This is a genomic window from Cytobacillus sp. IB215316 (assembly GCF_033963865.1).
Classification (GTDB): domain Bacteria; phylum Bacillota; class Bacilli; order Bacillales; family SM2101; genus Nanhaiella; species Nanhaiella sioensis.
In genome coordinates this window covers 18738-39265 of sequence record NZ_JAXBMC010000003.1, presented here as the reverse complement: position 1 = coordinate 39265, position 20528 = coordinate 18738, and the positions used below count along the sequence as shown (strand labels likewise).

At 34.6% G+C, this 20528-nt stretch carries 18 protein-coding genes; 7 read left to right on the top strand and 11 right to left on the bottom strand.

Annotated features, from left to right (window positions below):
- Positions 1 to 22: 22 nt before the first annotated feature.
- From SLH48_RS07275 to SLH48_RS07245, 7 genes are all read right to left on the bottom strand, one after another.
- Complete coding sequence (locus tag SLH48_RS07275; protein WP_320257616.1) at positions 23 to 874, bottom strand: amidohydrolase family protein; 852 nt, start codon at positions 872 to 874, stop codon at positions 23 to 25.
- Positions 861 to 3947: a GNAT family N-acetyltransferase gene (locus SLH48_RS07270; protein WP_320257615.1), complete on the bottom strand. Its 3087-nt coding sequence runs from the start codon at positions 3945 to 3947 to the stop codon at positions 861 to 863. The genes SLH48_RS07275 and SLH48_RS07270 overlap by 14 nt, the downstream gene beginning before the upstream one ends.
- An 807-nt stretch (positions 3948 to 4754) precedes the next feature.
- Positions 4755 to 5423 (bottom strand): TetR/AcrR family transcriptional regulator, encoded by a 669-nt coding sequence (locus SLH48_RS07265; RefSeq protein WP_320257614.1) that lies wholly within the window; start codon positions 5421 to 5423, stop codon positions 4755 to 4757.
- Positions 5424 to 5497: 74 nt separating this feature from the next.
- Positions 5498 to 6526, bottom strand: a complete 1029-nt coding sequence (locus tag SLH48_RS07260; RefSeq protein ID WP_320257613.1) for an ABC transporter permease — start codon at positions 6524 to 6526, stop codon at positions 5498 to 5500.
- On the bottom strand, positions 6523 to 7251 hold the full coding sequence (locus SLH48_RS07255) for an ABC transporter ATP-binding protein (protein WP_320257612.1): 729 nt from the start codon (positions 7249 to 7251) through the stop codon (positions 6523 to 6525). Before SLH48_RS07255 ends, SLH48_RS07260 begins: the two co-directional genes overlap by 4 nt.
- Positions 7252 to 7561: 310 nt before the next feature.
- A complete protein-coding gene (locus SLH48_RS07250; RefSeq protein ID WP_320257611.1) occupies positions 7562 to 7921 on the bottom strand; it encodes an MmcQ/YjbR family DNA-binding protein in 360 nt (119 codons plus the stop codon).
- Between the two features lie 44 nt (positions 7922 to 7965).
- Entirely contained in the window at positions 7966 to 8727 is a 762-nt protein-coding gene (locus SLH48_RS07245) for a MerR family transcriptional regulator (protein WP_320257610.1), read from the bottom strand.
- Positions 8728 to 9123: 396 nt separating this feature from the next.
- On the opposite strand from SLH48_RS07245, the gene SLH48_RS07240 reads away from it, so the two are divergent.
- From SLH48_RS07240 to SLH48_RS07225, 4 genes are all read left to right on the top strand, one after another.
- Positions 9124 to 9834: a type II CAAX endopeptidase family protein gene (locus tag SLH48_RS07240; RefSeq protein WP_320257609.1), complete on the top strand. Its 711-nt coding sequence runs from the start codon at positions 9124 to 9126 to the stop codon at positions 9832 to 9834.
- A gap of 102 nt (positions 9835 to 9936) precedes the next feature.
- A complete protein-coding gene (locus tag SLH48_RS07235) occupies positions 9937 to 10584 on the top strand; it encodes a hypothetical protein (protein WP_320257608.1) in 648 nt (215 codons plus the stop codon).
- A gap of 665 nt (positions 10585 to 11249) precedes the next feature.
- Entirely contained in the window at positions 11250 to 12500 is a 1251-nt protein-coding gene (locus tag SLH48_RS07230) for a polysaccharide deacetylase family protein (protein ID WP_320257607.1), read from the top strand.
- Positions 12501 to 13052: 552 nt separating this feature from the next.
- Entirely contained in the window at positions 13053 to 13418 is a 366-nt protein-coding gene (locus SLH48_RS07225) for a hypothetical protein (protein WP_320257606.1), read from the top strand.
- A gap of 369 nt (positions 13419 to 13787) precedes the next feature.
- Here the strand turns inward: SLH48_RS07225 and SLH48_RS07220 are convergent, their stop codons facing one another.
- Entirely contained in the window at positions 13788 to 14060 is a 273-nt protein-coding gene (locus SLH48_RS07220; RefSeq protein WP_320257605.1) for a hypothetical protein, read from the bottom strand.
- A gap of 377 nt (positions 14061 to 14437) precedes the next feature.
- On the opposite strand from SLH48_RS07220, the gene SLH48_RS07215 reads away from it, so the two are divergent.
- Positions 14438 to 14971 carry a CueP family metal-binding protein gene (locus SLH48_RS07215; protein WP_320257604.1) on the top strand — a complete coding sequence of 178 codons (534 nt, stop codon included), beginning with the start codon at positions 14438 to 14440 and terminating at the stop codon, positions 14969 to 14971.
- 121 nt (positions 14972 to 15092) lie between these two features.
- Here the strand turns inward: SLH48_RS07215 and SLH48_RS07210 are convergent, their stop codons facing one another.
- Positions 15093 to 16286, bottom strand: coding sequence for a PDZ domain-containing protein (locus SLH48_RS07210; RefSeq protein ID WP_320257603.1), 1194 nt, complete (start codon positions 16284 to 16286; stop codon positions 15093 to 15095).
- 467 nt (positions 16287 to 16753) lie between these two features.
- Here SLH48_RS07210 and SLH48_RS07205 point away from each other — a divergent pair, with 467 nt between their 5' ends.
- Positions 16754 to 17323 carry a GNAT family N-acetyltransferase gene (locus tag SLH48_RS07205; RefSeq protein WP_320257602.1) on the top strand — a complete coding sequence of 190 codons (570 nt, stop codon included), beginning with the start codon at positions 16754 to 16756 and terminating at the stop codon, positions 17321 to 17323.
- A gap of 97 nt (positions 17324 to 17420) precedes the next feature.
- Here SLH48_RS07205 and SLH48_RS07200 read toward each other — a convergent pair whose 3' ends face one another.
- Positions 17421 to 18881: a S41 family peptidase gene (locus SLH48_RS07200; protein WP_320257601.1), complete on the bottom strand. Its 1461-nt coding sequence runs from the start codon at positions 18879 to 18881 to the stop codon at positions 17421 to 17423.
- Positions 18882 to 19234: 353 nt separating this feature from the next.
- Between SLH48_RS07200 and SLH48_RS07195 the strand changes: the two genes are divergently transcribed.
- A complete protein-coding gene (locus tag SLH48_RS07195) occupies positions 19235 to 19462 on the top strand; it encodes a hypothetical protein (RefSeq protein ID WP_320257600.1) in 228 nt (75 codons plus the stop codon).
- Between the two features lie 116 nt (positions 19463 to 19578).
- Here the strand turns inward: SLH48_RS07195 and SLH48_RS07190 are convergent, their stop codons facing one another.
- The gene (locus tag SLH48_RS07190; protein WP_320257599.1) at positions 19579 to 20328 is read right to left on the bottom strand and encodes a methyl-accepting chemotaxis protein; all 750 of its coding nucleotides are present in this window, start codon (positions 20326 to 20328) and stop codon (positions 19579 to 19581) included.
- Positions 20329 to 20528 lie beyond the last annotated feature (200 nt).

The following is a 20528-nucleotide window of genomic DNA, read 5'->3' as shown; positions in this document are numbered from 1 at the left end:
AAAATAACTTAACGTTTGTTCATTATAAAAATGGTTTAATTTTTGGAAACACTTTTATTGCATTATGATAAAAAACATCCTCGTGATGCTGCTCTGGTACTAGCTCCTTCACTAAATCAATGTATGCTTGTATCGGAGCAAGTGGCCAATCTGTGCCAAATAATAGCTTGTCGTAACGATCACAAAACGTTAAAGCATGACGTATATGATCTAAAAAATTGGAGTTTACATGCTTTTCAATATCTTGTTTTGTACCAACAAGCCAACCGGATAAATCTGCGTACATATTAGAGTTTTTATATACTACTTCTGCTCCATCTAACACCCACGGATCTCCTAAGTGAGCCATCATAAAAGTGACATCACGATGCTCTACAGCAACTTCATCAAGTGTAAGAGGGTGGGAATACTTTAATAAGCCTCTCTCTGAATAAGTATCTCCTGTATGAAATACGACTGGTAGCCCATATTTCGCAGCTATTTTATAAACTGGCTTATAAACGTCATCATACGCATAAAAAGGATAGTACCCTAAATAAATTTTTATCCCGACTACTTGAGACTTCTGAACTTCTTTTTCGAGCATTCGCAATGATTCATTAGTTAAAGTATAAGGATTAACCCCTGCACAATATACAATAGAAGGAGGAATTGACGACGATAGATCAATCCCCATAGGTGTTTGTGCGTACTTTGAAGGAAACCCTTGATTGGACGTTTCAGTTAACCCCATCGCAATCCCAAGCACGACATTTGCGTCTTCAAATTCCTTTACGATTCCTTCAGATGAGTAATTAACTTTTGACATTTCATCTGCAGTTTGAAAGAAGCTATTAATATTTGAAAAATGCAAGTGAGCATCAATAATTTTCATGCGATTTTTCCTCTTTTGTCAGAACTAAATTTGCTAAATGATGCAGTGCCTTGTGATTAATTTTACCCTTGCCTACTGTAATGAGTAACGGTTTTGTAAATATTGTTTGACGATTAGCTAAGTGTAGCTTTTGATTGATACTTGTAAAATTCACATCCTTGTTCATATATACTTCAGTCTCAGATACTTCATCATGTTGAATGATGTGTAGTAATTCGTCTACTTCATCCCCACCAAACGCATGCTGAAGTTCTAATTTAGCCTCGTATTCCGCACCACCACCAGTAACCTTCACATCACCATTTTGTATAAAGGTTTTATCCAAATGTGAATTTGGTTTGATAGACAATTCAGTTTCCAATTTTTTATCGAGTAGGTATGTGCCTGTATGTTGTTCAATTTTCGAGAAATGAGCGACGACAGGTACCCCTGGTAGCATAACAAAATATTGATGAAAATTAAGTCCTTTATATTTTTCGTGTTCTGTAATGCTCGTTGAAATCTCTAAACCTTCCCATACATTGTTAAATTGATCGTTTAAAGTAGCAAACTGAACCGAAGATGATTCTTTGCTCCAAGAACGGTTACTCAAATCACTCATTGTGCTACGAATACCACCTGACCATGGATTCCACCACGATTTAGATGTTAGTTTTGGAAAGGATGAGTCTAGCCACTCTACTCCATTCATTTTTAATGAAAATAGCGTAGGGAAAAAGTCTGTTGATGCTCCTATTTCTATTAAACCGTTATTCACTCTATGAACCTTTAGGTCATCCTCTTCAACAATATGATGCACAACTTTATCATTTGAAGGTTTCAGTAAGACACGGTCTGAATAATATGCTATATTATTACGTCGATCTTTCACCTTCACATGTACGAACGGATCATGAATTTGCTTAACTGGGACAGATACTTCATGCTCTCCTGCGTATGTGTCATTTGCTAAGGTGACTTGGACAGTTCCATCAGATGAGGTATTTTTCTTTTGTTCGGTTTTAATGACGATTTCATTTGTTGAGATAACAGGGTTTCTATCATTATATACAACCTCAATTGCATCCTGTGGCAACTGTTTGTTGACAGGCTTTCTTTCCGCGAAACGACGGAAATCTTTCCATGTTTGAAAGGCACCCATGTTGATGAAGATTGGCTTTGTTTGTACAGTCACTCCTCCATCAAGCTTACCAAGGTTTTGTTCACAATATGTGTACCAGTTTTCAAATTGCAACTGCGATTGCTTTGGCCAGCAAAATCCACTAGGGTAAGGTTTGTACTGTGAAAAAATCCAGTTTTCCGTAAGCTTAGAGCTTTCCCATTCTCCGTAAAAAGTGAAGCCTTTACCGTGTTCAACGAGCTCATGATTATAATGAAAAATTGGGTTTTCCAGACTATGATAAATCGGCTGACTTATCCACACATCTTCTGATGTAGCTTCATTACCTTCGTTCGTCAGTTGTACTGCTGCCTCTATTAAACCTTCTGCAAAAAGCTTATAAATATAAACAAATGAAATATTATTCATCGACTCTGATTCAAATGTTGCCTTTAAAACCATTGCTCCTTGTTGTTGCTCAAACTCCACCTTCTTTGGTTTTTTCTTAGAAAACTCGTCGTTATACGGTTTCCCAAGCTTAGGAAACATGAGCGTTGTCGGTTGAGAATCACTCATTATACGACCGGGAATGAATTGATTATTAAACTTACTAAAATATCCTTGGTAGCTCCCATTATATATATGCCAGTATTCATCACATTCCCCGTCAAATTGTGCGCCAATTCCTTTAAAGCCAACCCCAATTCGTTTATTAAAGGTTTGTTCAGTATGACCGTCCCTAATAACAGACACTTCTATTTCTGGTCCATAAAAACCATAGTCATGTAAGTATGCATCGATCGGTAAAGACATTTTTTCTTTCCCTTGTAATGTTACTTCTATCTTTTGTTGCTTAATAGTTAGCAAATCTGTAGAAGGTAACGAGAAAGAAAATGTTTGCTCGCCCTTCGATTGATTTTCAATATCAAGGAAAAAGGTTACCTCTTCCCCTGCCATAAATTGCTCTTGTGATGCAGCAGCTTTTATATTTGCAGGTAACTTTGGATTCACTCCAATTGCAAAAGTAGCTTTTTTGCCATTTATCCACACATTTGTTTGCACAGCTGGATGCGTTCGCCACGGGCTTTGCTCTTCCACATAGTCAGCAATTGAAAACATCGCTTCAATAGTCTTTTCACCTTTTACCTTGACTTCATTCTCATATAAGAAACTAATTTGCCCTTGCTCTTCCCCTTCAAATCGAAGTTGAAGTGGCTTATCGTTTTTATTTATGACATGAAATTGGATTTGATGGGATTTGTTACAAACAAGTTCAAAACCCTCTACTGTAGCTTCTATTAAATAGTCATCCGTCTCAATAAGCCGTAAACCACGGCCTGACCTTTCAAAATGCATACGTAATTTTCCATAGTTCTCGTCGTTCCAAGAATACTCGTAATAAACAAAATGATTACGCTTAATATCGTCTGGTACGACCTCAATTTGCCGATCACTAGCAGTATACCAATCTACTTTTGCAAAATAATCTTTCACTGCATCTGTAGCGAGCACAGTTGGAATAAAATTCATCAAATGTGTAGTATCATCACGATCTTCCCAAAAGAACCCACATTTTTTGTAAAGAGGAACAGCCTTCGTATTTCCGGGCCATGTATACAAGTCAAGACGCGGCCATTTCCTTTGAATTACTTCGTTTAATACTCTTGTGACGAGCATTTTCCCAATCTTCTTCCCATGATAATCTGGGCGAACATTTAATAATGGAATATACATTGCTCCTCGATCTTCACGGTATTCAGATAAAGAACAATAACCAACTACCAATTTTCCGTCCATTGCTAAAAATACTTTAATATTACTAGAATTTGCCTCCTGTACCTTCACCTGTACACCTGTTTTAACAGATGTGGAACCTCCCCAGCCCTCTTGACTGTTATTCCACATATCTGCTACAGCTTCAGCTAATCCGTTATGATATTCTACAATATTAATATCTGATGTCACTTTACCCATGATCATTCTCCTTATTGAAATGCTCAACAAATCTGTAGATGAGTCCACTCTAGAAGCTTTTCGCTTTCATTTCGTATATTTATAGCTTAGCTCTTCTAGAACAATGCCTCGTTATTAAAAGCCGCTTGTCATTGTTGAACACTCAGTTGTAGTTTTTTCTTATTTCTACGTTTTACAATTCCTAACCTTATGAAAATCCTTCAACTTTTTTGTTATTACCATCTCAATCTCCTCCTTATATTTTTTTAGATACTAAACTATCCATTGCTAATATTCAAAAAAATAGATTAATACCCATTTTTATACTAACGAATGTACAGATAATTGTAAATATTTTTTAGAATAGTAATGTTTGTATTAATTTAATTAGCTTTTTAAATAAGAATTTTTTCCGCTTTGGTTGTTTTTTTCGTACATAGAAATAATTATGTATCCCCAACTACAGTGTCTTCGCATATGTTCTTCTATAAAGGCTGTTTTCGCATTAATTGTTGCTTTTCGTACTAAGAGCCAAACACGTAGACAACTAAAAATCGTGGCATTTTTCCTCCTGTACAACAATGACTAACCGTGTAAGAACCATATTCGCATAACAATAGCAATAACGTTTAAGAAAAGAGCCTCTATATAAGAGGTAACATTCACATTAGTTATATAAAAAAGTACAAAACTTAAGACACATAAATAACAAAAAGAAATGTATGATTTTACACACATTTCTTTTTAAATGGATCTCATATTGACTATTTTTTAACATTAACCCTGTACATACAGCTATTATTGTATTGCTCTTTGTATGTCATTTCTTTAGCTGTCTTCTTTCCCAGATAAACCATAGAGCATAAATTGAATAGTGTGCTCAATCTCTTGTTCGTCATCCCATTGAGCATCAGGTAAAATGAATAGCCTTGTTAGTATAAATCCAATACCAGTAGTTAAAATCATACGGATAACCGTTTTTGAAGGGAGATCAATAATATCCCCTTGCTGTTGGAAATGTTCAATAATCTTTTGCAATTGAACATATATATGTTCTGTAAATATACTCGTAAATTGCTCTTTCAGCTCCTCCTGAAAAGGGATCTCTTGCAACAGGATTTTCAGGATTGGTAAATGCTTCTTAGCGAATTCTAAGCGGTTAGTTAATAACGCTCGTAGAAAATCCTCCGCTTGATTGTATTGATTTTTCTTAAACACTTCTTTCACGAATGATTTTGCGAGCAATGGTGTAATAATTTTTGTCCAAGTTGGAACTACGATTGAAATTAATAGGTCATGCTTCGTTTTGTAATGTCGAAAAATTGTACCCTCAGCTACCCCAGCCCTTTTGGCTATTTCACTAGTAGATGATGCTGCAAATCCCTTTTCGGAAAATATTTCAACAGCAGCCTCAAGGATTTTCTTTTGCTTAGGGCTAAGTTTTTCGTCACGACTACCCATTTCTAGAAGCTCTTCAAGCCATTCTTTATCCTGCATTATGATTAACTCCTTACATCTGCTAGCTTTTGCTCTCTTCTATCACCATGTTGAAATTCCAGCTTTTTATACCGCTATAATCTTCTATGCTTCTTTAAAGCTACTACATTTAATACCATAAATAATAAAGAGAATCCAAGCAAGACGAATACATCAATTTGTATATCAGTCCAGCCTCCACCACGGATCATAATGTCTCTCATAGCATCCCCACCATACGTCATTGGCATAATTACACTTAATGACTGTAACCACGGTGCCATTGTTTCCAAATGGAATAATCCAGAAAAGAACACCTGTGGAATAATAACTAGCGGGATAAATTGGATCATCTGCAATTCGTTATTAGCAAATGCAGACAAGAATGTTCCTAAAGTGAGTGCAGTTAATGACAGTAGAAATGTAATGAGTAACACATACCAAATTGATCCAACCATAATAATATCAAGAATTTCTATTGAGAAGAACACAATGATAGTCGCTTGAACGGTAGTGAATATACCGTATCCTAAAGCGTAACCTATAACCATTTCCCACCGTTTGAGCGGTGTAGATAATATACGATCTAACGTACCACTCGTTCTTTCTCGTAAGAAAGAGACCCCTGCAATTAAAAATACGAAGAAAAATGCAAAATAACCGATTAAAAATGGACCAATGTTATCAAAGAGAGCCATCTCATCTGAACCATGTAAATATGTGAATTCAGGCTTTATTAACGATTGTTGCTCGTTTTCCAGCTGTTGAAATGCTTGTTGTATTGATAATAAAACCGCTTTATTGACAGTAGGATCACTACCTTCAAGGCTAATGTTCGGTACATTCTGATCCATAATAATAAATGCATCTATTTTTTGCTCAGTAAGCTTTGCTTCTGCTTCTTCTTGATTTATCGAAAGTAGCTCTACATTTTCCTCTTCTAGTTGCTCTAACAACATATCTGGGACATCAACCATCCCTATTGTAGGTGTGTATTCGTTACCATCAAATACTAGCGACATTAACCATAAAATAAACATAGGGGCTATTAACATGAGACCTATCGTTCGTTTATCTCTTAAGAACTGACGAATAATTCGTATAACCATCGCTCTTATTCTCATCCTCTTACACCCCCGAATGTTAAAAAGGCTTCTTCTAGAGTGTTAGCTCTCGTTTGCGCTTTTAACTCCTCTGGTGTACCGAGTCCGATTAAGCACCCTTCTCGTATCATACCGAGGCGAGAACACTTCTCTGCTTCATCCATGACATGTGTTGTTACGATGATTGTTTTTCCGTTATCTTTTAATCTTCTTAATTCATCCCAAATCGATTGTCTTAAGATAGGATCAATTCCAACAGTCGGCTCATCTAATAATAAAACTTCTGGCTCATGAACAATAGCAATAGCAAGTGATAACCGCCGTTTCATCCCTCCAGAAAACTGGTGAACAGGCTTTTTCTTTTCTGGTAACAGGTTGACAAGTTCTAATACTTTATCAATTCTTTGTTGCTTTGCCTGCCCTTTTAAACCATAAATCGTTGCAAAAAAATCAATGTTTTCATATGCTGTTAGCTCATTATATAACGCATCTGATTGTGCCATAAAACCGATTTTATTCATCATCTTTAAATTAGGCATCTTAGTGCCTAAAACCGATATCGACCCTTCAGTTACTTCATCTATTCCACCTATCATTTTTACAAGCGTTGTTTTTCCAGCTCCAGATGGACCAAGTAAGCCAAAAAACTCTCCGAAGGAAATATCAAATGTTACATCTTGTAGAGCAGCTTTTTTACCAAATCTCTTTGTTACATGACTAACTGAAATACAAGTATCATTATTCACGTTGTATCCCCCTATTTTAGTGAGTGATTACTCACTTTTATTATACGTTGCATTTCAATTATATGTAAATGCTTTTTTGCTCTTTTCGCATAGATTGTTGGTTTACGTACTATAAATAAACTCGTTACATTTTCTCTGCTATAAAACGATGACTGTTGAGTATTTTCTATATTGCAACAAAATTTACGAAAAGAGCCTTTATTTTTGTTGTAATAATTACATTGGCATAGATAAAAAGTGTTTTAATCTGATTGACCTTAGTCATTAATGTAATTGTTGAAGCTGTGTTTCTGTTATGCGAAAACAGCTTTTAATTTTTTTCGTTAATCTCTGCCTTTTCAGCCTTTCTTAAACTGTTAAACACTAATTCATAAGACCTATCAATCATTTGTAAGATTTGTTTATTTGGTACTGAGCCATCGACTGTAATTGTATTCCAATGTCGCTTGTTTAAATGATAACCTGGTTTAATGGCGGGATATTGCTCACGAAGCATTTCATTAACATCTGGCTCACATTTTAAGCTAATGGCAGGATGGGTTTCTCCTAGAGACAAAATAGCAAACATTTTAGTTCCTACCTTCATCACATGTGCATCATTCCCAAATGGAAAATCCTCATAAGCACCTCGTTTTGTTAAACAACTTTCCTGCAGCTCTTTGAAATCCATCTTATCTCTCCTTTTTATGATTTTGATGATTTTGTTTATCCGTTTCATATGTAATTTTCTTCTAAAATATAATCAATAGCTTGTTCGATAAAGTTAACAACATCGTCATTAATAGGATATAGTCCTAGCTTTTTAGATTTCTCCTTTGATTTGCGAACTTCCCAAAATTTCAGTTCCAGTTCTTCATCTCCATGAAAGGTTTCTTTCGACAATAATAGTATATCTTCTGCAATGAGTTGACCTTCTGCAGATTCTGGTTTTATGCTGTTTTTCAAACATAACTCCACCCTCCTAATAATGTTAATCCACTTCTTAGTTTGCTCATCGTCCTCGCCCATTTTTGGAAGGTTATTTGAGAGTGCATCAACTTCCTTTTCATTAAAAAACTCCTTCCAAATCATTTCTTTTTGTTCTGCTGACTTACGATGTTGATATTCATCTATTAGTGGTAACAAAACCTCCCAATTTAATTGCTGTTCTACTCTTATACTATTTATAATCGTCGTTGTATGATTTAACGACCCTTGTAGCTCAAGAATTTGGTTCTCTAATGACCTTTTATGGACAGCTAAAATATCTTGAACTGTGATTTGATCTAGAACTTTTTTAATGTCATCAAGAGAAAGTGAGAGAGCCTTCAGTATTGTAATCTTTTCTATTTTAATCATATCTTGCTCTGAATAAAGACGTCGACCGTTGTATTCTTTAATCGTCGGTTCGACGAGTCCAATTTGATCATAGTAGCGAAGCGTTCGTACGGAAAGATGAAGCTTCTTTGAAGCGTCACCCGTTGAATAATATGTCACTTCTATCCCCCCTATTAGCAAGCACAATTGATGAAATAATTTCATAACGAACTACGCCTAAATTATGAAAAATAACTTTCTAAAAACCATTTAGGTAAAACATTTCTATGGGTATACGAATTTTTTGGAGCATCTTTTCTTCTATAAAAAGGTGGATATTGAGCAAAATCTTCCTTTATAGGAACTATATCAACAAAGTTTACGGATAGTTATTTTCATAACGATTGTTAAACAAATGCCATCTATTCTGACAATATCCCATAAAACACTTTAGAAAAAGTACTTGCAAGTGACGTTACGTCACCTTTTACAATAATTGTATCATATGGAATTTATTCATATCGAAGTCATTCACCATTCATAGCTAAAACATACATTAATTTGGAGGATTTATTTATGGAAAGTATACAAATTAAACGATTCGATTTTAAAGATGAAGTTTGGACATGGAAGGAATTCATAGGAGCACTTATAGTAGCATTCGTTGTTGTACCCATACTTATTGAATATTTATTACATGCATATATAAATAATATATTAGCAAACGATCTATATGCAGGTACCCTCACTGGGCTAATAATGGCAATATGTTTTTTATACAGTATTTATATGATTTCATTAGAGCCTCATCATTTAACATGGAAGGATATTGGTCTACGATCGTTTCCAATTCAATATTTGACATGGATTATACTTTGGATAATACTTTTAATCATTGTTGGCATCATTATACTATTTGTTATGTCGTGGTTTGGAGTTAGCTATGAAAATAGTAAAACAGCTAGTATTCAATTGCAGGTCACTCCTGCTAACTTAATCATTGGGTTTGTATCTGCTAGTGTAATTTCTCCCTTTTATGAAGAGGTTTTTTATCGGGGATTTATTTATAAATGGCTAAGGGGAAAATGGGGGATATATACCGGTATGACGGTTAGCTCATTAATCTTTATGCTCGTTCACATACCAACATATAATGTGCTGCCAATCACTTTTGTAAGTGGGCTTGTTTTTTCATGGACGTACGAACGGACAGGTTCGGTCATACCAGCTATGATCATTCATGGTTGCTTAAATGGTATTGCTGTAATAGCTACAGCTTTGGCCTAGTATCACATATAAGGAGTTAGCTAGGGTTTAATTTCAGAGGTCATATTGAAAATTGAAATGAGAGTCCAAAGCTCTTTTAAAAATTAGGAGGAGAAGTTCGTTATGGATTTCGTTCTAGAACATAAATGGATTTTTTTAATAATTGCTGAAATCTTTTTTTGGGTGTTTATGATATCATTTTTGACTGTTCGCTATTGGTTTGGGTTAAAAAAGCTGAGCATGCTATTATTTCTCATTTTTATCATAAATGATCTATGGATTGCAGCAATGGGGTTTTTTGATTACTTAAAAACAGGAGAATTTACGAGCTATCAGATCATTATATTAGTTATTATCGTCTACGCTCTCACATACGGTAAAGCAGATGCACAAAAGTTAGATACTATTATTCAACAAAAAGTCGCTCTTTGGAAAGGAGAACCTATTCCTCAAGCTAAACCAGCTAAAGTACTATATGGTAAAGCTCATGCCAAAAATCAACGAAAACAATTTTTTTCTCACTTTCTTATCTTTGCTATTGTACATTTCATATTATTCATTTCTTACGGTTTGTCAGAAGAAATTGTTAATATTAACAGCATCGAACAACTATTTACAGTTTGGCTTAACAATAAAAATGCTACTTTCCCTTTTAACAACGCAATTGTAAATAACCTAAGCAGAATTTGGATGATCATTCTAACACTTGATGCGGTGATCTCACTATCATATTCAGTCTTTCCAAAATCGAATAAAGCAGCTTCTTCATAACAAGTAGTACAATGGTAACACTACTAGCGCTGGGAGATTTCCCTAGCGCTTGTTATCATTTCACGTAAGAAAGCCTCTATATCATGTCGACAACAGTATAATAAAAAAATTAGGCTGTTATGGGATTGCTTCTACAGCTTAAAAAATAATACTAATCGACATTTTTAGTTACCCTAACTTTAAACAATAATAAGAAAGATTGTGAAAAGAGCTTTTACAAAAGGCTATTTTCGTATAATATATTGCTTTTATTCACATATTTTCAACCGCATGCAGTGGTTTGGTATACTTTGATTTACAGAAGAAAGGCTGTCTCTAACTCTATATTTATACGTGTTAAGACCTTAGTACGAATAACAACAGTTTATGCGAAAACAGCCTACAAATAACAACTAAACTCATTACCACCTTCCACCTAAATATCATACGCAAAAAATGTAATTATTCCCTCTTCACAATAACCTAGCTACTAAACTACGATTGGATATACATACCATTGAAATGAATTAGACATCTATACTAATATCAACAAAGATTAGTTACTAAGTAATGTGCTCATTTACTTATAGCTCTCAAATTTTATTAATTGTATAATAGGTGACTATAGCATTCTATCTTCCATTATTAGTAATAATAATCAATCATCATTGGAACAAGGGGAAAATATGAAAAGGTATAAAATGATTTTTAAGTCTTTAAGTGTCATGGCAGGATTGTTTTTGCTTTTTGCATTCGTTATTGGCATTGTTCAATCTGCTATGAGTATAAATTACACACCTACAAAAGCAAGTCAACAAACAAGCATACTAAAACTAGAGCCTAATAGCGCTTTTACTCCTGTATACGATAATAGGAAGGAAGAATTCACCATTGTGGGGTATTTACAAAATGGACATACATTCGAGATACTACGTGATTATAGTAATGAATGGTGGCAAATTTCCTTTGGTAACGGAAATGGGTATGTAAAAAAAACAGATGTCATTGTTAATGAAGAACCATACAGATTGAAGTCTACAAAAAACACAAACGACATGTTTATTACGATTAAAGAAACAAATATATTTGAACAACCATCAGATTCTCTTCATCCTATCGCAACGATTGCTCAAAACTTAAGATATCCTATCATGTCTGAGTCAAACGATTATTATGAAGTGAAGATAGCAGGTAAGGTCGGCTATGTAAAAAAGTCAGACGTAGAACTTGATGATGGGATTCCAATATTAATGTACCACCATTTTTCATACGATGAAGACAATCTTTACCCTGGTAATCTCAATATCATTCCCCCGCATGAATTTTCTCAGCAAATGACTATATTAGCTGAGGAAGAAGTTGAAACTATTACACTCACAGATTTAGAAGGTTATCTAAATGGTACGACGAATTTACCTGGAAAAGTCGTCGCGTTGACATTTGATGATGGGCTACAGTCTGTTAATGAATATGCTTATCCTATATTAAAAACCAATAAACAACTTGGAAATTTATTTATTATAACTGGCCGTACTCCGAATGAAGGGGCACCATATAATCCAAAAGCTACAAAATTTCAATATTTGAGCACTCAAATGATTGATAACATGAGAGATGTTTTTTCCGTTTCCGCTCATACACATAATATGCATCGGCTAAAAGGACAAACAAGTCACTTAGTCGCTAAGCCTCTTGAAGAAGTACAAGAAGATTTACGATTGAATAAATCAATCTTGGAGACAGATTACTTTGCTTATCCTTTTGGCAAATATAATGAAGATATAGTAAAAGTTGTGAAGGAGGAAGGGTTTAAAATGGCTTTTACAACTAAACGAGGCTATGTAAAAAAAGGTGATGATCCACACCTATTGAACCGCTTGAATATTCCTCCTGGAATGACGATAAATGAATATAAAAAACTCGTTGGAATTGACTAATGTTAGTGTCGTGAACGTTTAAAATTCAAGGTAAATCTGTCTAAAAAAGCAAATGGAGACACGACGAAGGTCACTACCTTCGATGTTGACGAGCAAATAGTCACATTTACTTGGATTGAAGAGATATAGAGCGGCTTCTCAATTTTTCTCGCGAAGAGAAGCCTCTTTTTTTTGTAGTTGGACAGTAAAAGTAGACATTCGGATAGTAAACGCAGCTATTTGGATAGTAAAAGATCATTTTCCGATAGTAAACGCAGTTATTTGGATAGTAAAAGATCATTTTCGATAGTAAACGCAGCTTTTTGGATAGTAAAAGATCATTTTTCGATAGTAAACGCAGCTATTTGGATAGTAAAAGATCATTTTCCGATAGTAAACGCAGTTATTTGGATAGTAAAAGATCATTTTCGATAGTAAACGCAGCTTTTTGGATAGTAAAAGATCATTTTTCGATAGTAAACGCAGCTTTTTGGAGAGTAAAAGGGCATTTTTCGATAGTAAACGCAGCTTTTTAGATAGTAAAAGATCATTTTCGATAGTAAAAGCAGCTTTTTGGAGAGTAAAAGATCATTTTTCGATAGTAAACGCAGCTTTTTGGAGAGTAAAAGATCATTTTACGATAGTAAACGCAGTTATTTGGATAGTAACCGTGCTAATTTGGACAATAAAGTAATCTATGGACAAATACCGCTAGCCAACATAGCCAGTGAAAAATTTCTAGGAATCCCTGCAGTGTTGATTATAATAATAAGTTACTTTTACGTACCTGGATATTCTATCTTTTTTGATTTACAGGCTTTTAGCTGGAAAAATAATCTTAGTCTGTATGCAATTATTTTTCTAGGCTATGTAATTACAACAAGCTTTTATAAACAACAAACGAATACAAGTAGTAAAGATAAAAACAGTCAAACTTGAGTGTGAGTGTCTTGTAATAAACTCAATGAACATTGAACAATAATGCCAATGAAATGGATTCTGTTATTAAAGAAATTAGTAATGTCTCCATTCATCAATCCGTGAACTTTTTCTGCAAAATTAACAATTATTATCAAAAAAGAGGCGTATACCTAAGTAATGAGGTTACGCCCTTTTTCATAGTAAATAACAACAATTTGTACTCAACCTTCTATACATGTGGCTGTTTTCGCACTGAATGTATCTAACATATAAGCACATAGCATTTAGCTACTACTTAAACCCTACTAAAGGATTGTTTCAGTTATCTACATCATCTACTTATGACCCAGAGCTAATAAATCGACTTACGATTAGAATGTGTTACTATTATAATGTTGTATTTGTTAATGACTTTGAGCTTTCACCATGACAAGAATTATACATTTCTTGTAAATCCTCTTCCCCGAGATCAGGATGTACTTCCTCCATGTATTCTTTCATTTCAGTCCATTCAAAGTTATTTTCGTTCCAACCCATGTTATTCATCTTATCGTCATTAATCATGAAATTACTTGATTGACCTCCATTTGCTAAAGCAGTAGTACCAGCTCCAATTGCTAAGCTTGCAGTTAGTATGCCGACCATTATTTTGTTTTTCATCCTTTTTCCCTCCTTCATTTATTTACTGTTATTATCTTAAAAATAAATTGAGAAACTTTGCAGATTCTTAAAACATTTTGTTAACATCCAACTAAATACACGAAGGTAAACATATATACTGAATGTAGCTAATTCCCAATTGACAAACAGAATACGTGGCTGACACTTAGTTCTGCTTGCTAACTTTCTTGCCTTGTTCGTATCGCAATAAGTGTTATGTCCCTCGTACTAGACTACATATAGCTCATTCTTACTCACCATTTTAAAACGATTGAGAAACAAATTATGACATTTTAGTGATAACCATTTTGCTTTTTATCTAATTAACAGTAAATACTGTATAATACCATGTAGAAACTAATAAGGAGTGGATATTAATGAAATTGAAAAGTGTATTTGTAGTCCTCTCAACTGCGTTTTTGTTAGTAGGCTGCAGTGAAGAAAATACACAGACACAATCTCAACAAGAAATGGATCCACAGTCTATTAAAGATTTAGTAAATGACTACAGTATTGGTAACATTGACGCGGAGAATGCATCTATTACATCTGAGCAACTCATTGTAGAGGAAACTAGCGGAGAGAAACGTGAGTATGATTTACCAGATGATGAATTCTTTGTTTCAATTGCACCATATGTAAAGGATACACATCCATGTACAAACCATAGCTTGACAGGCTGCCAAGGTGAACTAGCAAATGAGCAATTTGATGTTGTAATCGTAGATGCATCAGGGAATATAATTATTGAGGAAACAATGGTTTCTGGAGAAAATGGCTTTATTGACATGTGGTTACCACGTGACAAAGAATACGAAGTTAGAATAACCCATGACGGAAAAATGGCAGAAAACAATTTTTCTACTTATAAAACAGATCAAACTTGTATGACCACAATGCAATTATTGTAAAGAGGAGCGTCTATTAACGCCCCTCTTTTCGTAAATTTTGTTGCTATAGTTCCCAAAATAGGAGAATACTCAACAGTCATATGATATATAAATAAATGGCGAGTGAACCTCTATTTCAATTTTATACCGCTTCATTATCCCATTTCTTATCATCTTGGACGAATAGTATGCCTAGCTCATGATGCTCGCCATCGTATAACGCTCTTTGTGTAAAGCGTACCTGACCATTCACATCAATGACTTCAAGCTTACAGAAAGCACTATTTTTTTGTATAGCTTCGTAAAATTCTTCTACTGATCGAACAGTTACACCATTCACTTTCGTAATCATTTCTCCAACTTGAATTGCCATTTTTTCTGCTGGAGACTGGGAGATAATAGCTAACACAACAAGACCGTGATCACGCTGTGAAAAATAAAAAGGATAGGAGTCATCTTTCAACCGTTGTTGAATGGCAATCATTTCTCTTCCTAGTATCGCAATGAATACAGCAATCGTTGCAAATACAGGTAACCAAATACTACTAATAGCAGCAGTAGCTACAATCAAACTGAGCAATAAGACGCGTTTTCCTGTTTGTTGGATCATTTCAGATGGATGCATACCTTGAATATGCATTGAAAAACCGATGACAAAAGGAACGAAACATAACGCATACTCAGTTTGTCCTATGGAAAAGACCGGCCACCAAGGTATTTGAGTAGTAATAACTTCACCCGGCAATAGAAATAGTACAGGCAACATCCAAATTCGTTGTGCTTTATGTGCCCCTACTTGTAGTCCACGCTTACTCTTTTTCAAATAAGGCGACGTTCCTACCCCACCTTTTTTCCAAATTAAAAAACCTTCCATTATCATAAATAATGCGAGTAGAATGGCCAATCCTGACAAGCTTGTCCACAACTGGTCTGACGAAAATGACAACATAGCAAAATCATTTAAGTCTAATTTCGGTAATAATATTAAAGAAAAGAATGTTAAACCTAACACATTTGCTGGTGTTAACAATCTAGGTGTGATCATAAAGCTTAATATCAAAGTAATAATTGCAACAATAACAAGAGTCTCTAGTGTTAGAACAATTCCTACCCCGATTGTGACGATTGAAAGAATTGCTCCGGCAAATAGACCGACTGAAAATAAGGATCGAAGCTCAAGAAAAGAATCATAAATACGAACATGGAAATCACGACGTTCTTTCTTCACACGGATAAAGCCGATTAGTAATGTATATGCAATAAAATAATATGTTAATGGATGAAGGAAAAAGCGACCAATCGCTTTAAGGAACTCTAATACCCATTCTTCTACCACTAAGCCACCCCCTCGGTTATCTATGAAATACGTACAATTAGTTATCTATTATTTTATCAAATTGTTGGAAAAAAGGATACGTTCAATATCAACCTCTGCATGACCTTTCATGATATGATGTGTTTACACAATTTACACCTATGACTATTACATCAAATACGAATTTATTTAGTATTTAACATGATTGTGTCTGTGATCTAGCACATGAGTTAGATCGTTATACCTCTTTGTTTACTAAAGTAAATTAGTTACATAAATTTTTATGAGCGTTTTATAAAGGATGTTTTCGCATTAAGAAATAAACAACTAGAGTTCATGGCACCTTTTCTTCTGTACATCGATAGCTAACAATATAAAACCACATTTTTGAAACTAATTTGATAACAGTAGTAACAAAGTTTACGACAAGAGCACTAGTTGTATATCTAAGTATTAAAAATAACTATTAAGTATTTAGGGGTGTTTATTTGCAGCAATTTAATACAGCTTCAGAATCAACAAGATTAGTCATAAGACCATTAGCACAAGAAGATTACGAAAACTGGCTTAACGAATTTAACAATAGATTCCAATCTCAACATAGGCATGACGAAGGAAAAATTGATATGAGTATGTGTACACGTGAGTGGTTTAACAACTTAGTAGAAAAGCATCAAGAATTAGCATTGAGTGATCAAGTGTACATATTTGGCATTTTCCTGAAAGAAGCAGGTACACATGTAGGGATGATTGATTTTTCCACTTTAGCAAGAGATCATTTTCAATGGGGAAGGATTGGTTATACAGTTCATAATCATCATTGGCGGAAAGGCTATGGTAAAGAGGCTGTAAATGAAGCACTTTATATGGCCTTCAGAGAATTAAAATTCCATCGTATTGAAGCTCATATTAATATTGATAATGCACCATCCATTCAATTAGCCAAAAGTGTAGGTATGGAGTTTGAATGTATAAGGAAAGGCTTTATCTATGAATTCGATGAGTGGACTGACAATCTTGTCTACTACAAAAATTCACATGAAGAAACAGGGATATAAATATAAAGAAAAAAGGTCTGTCACACAATCATGTCCTGCATAGCATCTCAAAAAGATTTTTATACAGAATTTAATTGTAATGTCAGACCTTCGCAACTTATTTTGTCAGTTGTTCCAATGCTGCCTTTAATTGAGCGTCATTTTCTTCTTTACCGATTTCCTCAATAATTCTATCTTCTATTTGTGTTGCTGTTTCTTGATTTATAACTCCTGTGGCTTCAAGGTTATTCGCTTGCTGAAACTTCGATACAGCTGTTTCAGTTTCTTTCCCGAAATAGCCGTCTTCACGGCCTGGGTCGAAGCCGAGTCCTTTTAACATGATTTGAATATTTTTAATGTGTTCAGAATTCATATCATAGGTTAAATCTTCTTCAAACTGGATTGGATTTGTGTAAAAATAAGCTGGTTGCTTCACTTCAATAGTTGGCTCCACACCTTTTTCATGAATCCAGTTTCCATCTGGGGTTAACCATTTAAATTGAGTAAGCTTTACACTGCTACCATCATCCATCGGAATCGCCTGTTGAACTGTTCCTTTTCCGAATGATGTTTCCCCTATAATATCGTAACCACCTGCTTCTTTTAACGCCACAGCAAAGATTTCTGATGCAGAGGCACTACCTTCATTAATTAGAGCTACGATTGGATAAGGCTTCTGTTCCTTTAATGATGAAGAACTACGTAGCTTCTCACCATTGCGGTCTTCAATTTGTACATATGGCTTATCTTTAGTAACTAATTGTTTTAACATTTTCTCTACACTATCTAAATAACCTCCACCATTACCACGAACATCAACAACAAGACCATCTATATTTTGTTTTTCAAGCTGTTCTAGCTGTTGCTCAAAATCTTCATCCGTGTCTTCAGAAAAAGAAGTAATTTGAATATATCCTAAGCTTTTCCCTGCGTGTTCTTTTACAGATGAATAGACTGTTTCAATAGGTATTTCATCTCTCACAACGTCAAAAGTTATAGTGTCAGAAACACCTTCTCGAATCACCTCTAAAACGACGGTCGTCCCTTTTTCTCCACGAATTTTTAACACTGCCTCAAATAGATCCAAGCCTTCTATACTTTCACCATCTACTTTAATAACTTTATCTTTAGACTTTAGCCCTGCTTTTTCGGCAGGAGAATTTTTAAAGGGTGTTACAATTGTAAGAATGCCATCTTCCATACTTACTTCTGCACCAATTCCTTCAAATGACGATGAAAGTGACTGATTAAATTGGTCAGCTGTCTCCTTATCCATATATGACGAAAACGGATCTTCTAACGTTTCAATCATGCCTTCGATGGCTCCTTCAATCAACTCTGAGTCATCAATTTGTTCTACATAACGATTTTTAATTAATTCAAACACTTCTTCAACTTTTGTAAAATCCTCTTCATCATTGGTGACCTCTTGCTGAACAGCTTTGTCTTCTACACTAGTCAACTGGTCCGACTGAATGACTGGTTGATCATCATCAATATACTTTACTCCAGCGTAAGTACCTCCAGCTCCTAGTAGCATCGATATAACGATCAAAATTACTGCTGTTTTTCGACTCACAACAACGTTCCCCCTTAACTTCGCACTCACTATTATATCATGATGTCCAACTTTCCATTTGAACACACACTATTAAGCGTAACCAAAATAACGTATGATCTTACATATTTATGAAAACATTGTAGCAAAGGCATCACACGATAGTAGTGCGATGCCTTTACAGCAACTATATGAATAACTATTTCATTTTATGTCGTTATATATAGTTTAAAGCTTTCCAACTCTTTTTTCAAATCCTATCGTAATTAATCCATATGTTTACATACAAAAACAAAACATCGCGCTCAGAAATCTAAACAATAACTTTTCTGTGCAATGTATTGCTTTTATTAAAAAAGGACATGCATTTGTATATGAAGAAAACCGAGCAATATCAAAAGCTCGACACAATTAGTTTATATGGATTTATTATCTTAAATATATATCGATCATTTATGATAGACTATTCAATGTTTTTACTGTCACTGTTGTATTTGATTGTCATAAAGACAGTTATTATTGCGATTCTAAGCATCCTTATCGTACATATATGTATTAAGAAATGGACATTTTCTAAGAAAATGGTGGTAGCAATTGCTTAATGGGCCATGTTAAATATGCCTGTTGTATGTATCCACAGCATGAGAGCCGTCGTTAACCGATATGGTCCAACAACCTTATGTACTGCTTGTCCTTTCTCCAGTTTTCTTATCGCTAGTTAACTATGTACGCTTATAGCTGAATCTAAACCTATTGCAATAACTTTTCTATTTTCAGATATACTTTGACTTATCGTGTTAGCCTTTTGACTCATTTGATTGATCTCTTCAGTTACATTCCTTAGCTCTTCTTTTTGGTTAGCTACAACTGAGATCGCTGAGTGGATTGAATCGAATAGCTCTTTTGACGTTTGAACACTTTGAATCCCTGTTCCTATTTTATGTTGTCCATCCTTTGAAAGATCGCTAATATCTTGAATCTCAGATAAGATGGATGAAATTGAAGTTTGCGCCTGTTTTGTTGCTTTTGCGCTCTCTTCAGATAGCTTACGAATTTCTTTTGCGACAACATCAAACCCTCTCCCTGCATCACCGGCACGGGCTGCTTCTATGGAGGCATTTAAAGCTAAAAGATTCGTCTGCGAAGAAATATTTTGTAATGATTTAATCATTTCAGTTAAATGATGAGATAATCCAGTTAATGTTTCAACCTTTATTAATAACTCCGTAGAGGCTTGTTGAATACTGTTCATCTCTTCTACAGTACGGACTACTGTTTGAGTGCCATCTTCAGCATACTGAGATGCCTCATTCACTTGATTATTAATATCGTTTGAAAGGTACGTTAGGTTATTGGATGATTCGACAATGTTATCAGCATTATTTAAAAATTCAGTCATTTCTTTTTTTTGTAATTCCATAACATTCTTTGCTTGTAAAAGCTTATTATTACTTATCGCTAGAGACAAATTTTTCACTCCTTTGCATATTATTTACACCTTAATAGCTACACCTCTTCAATGCCCTTGTCACCACTATAAACTACCACCAAATGCTGAAATCATTTCTTATGAAGGCTGTGCTTTAGAATGAGCCGGATGAAATCATCTTTTAAGCTAACCAAATCTAAAATGCTGATTCCACTAAATATAGGCTGGAACTAACTGAA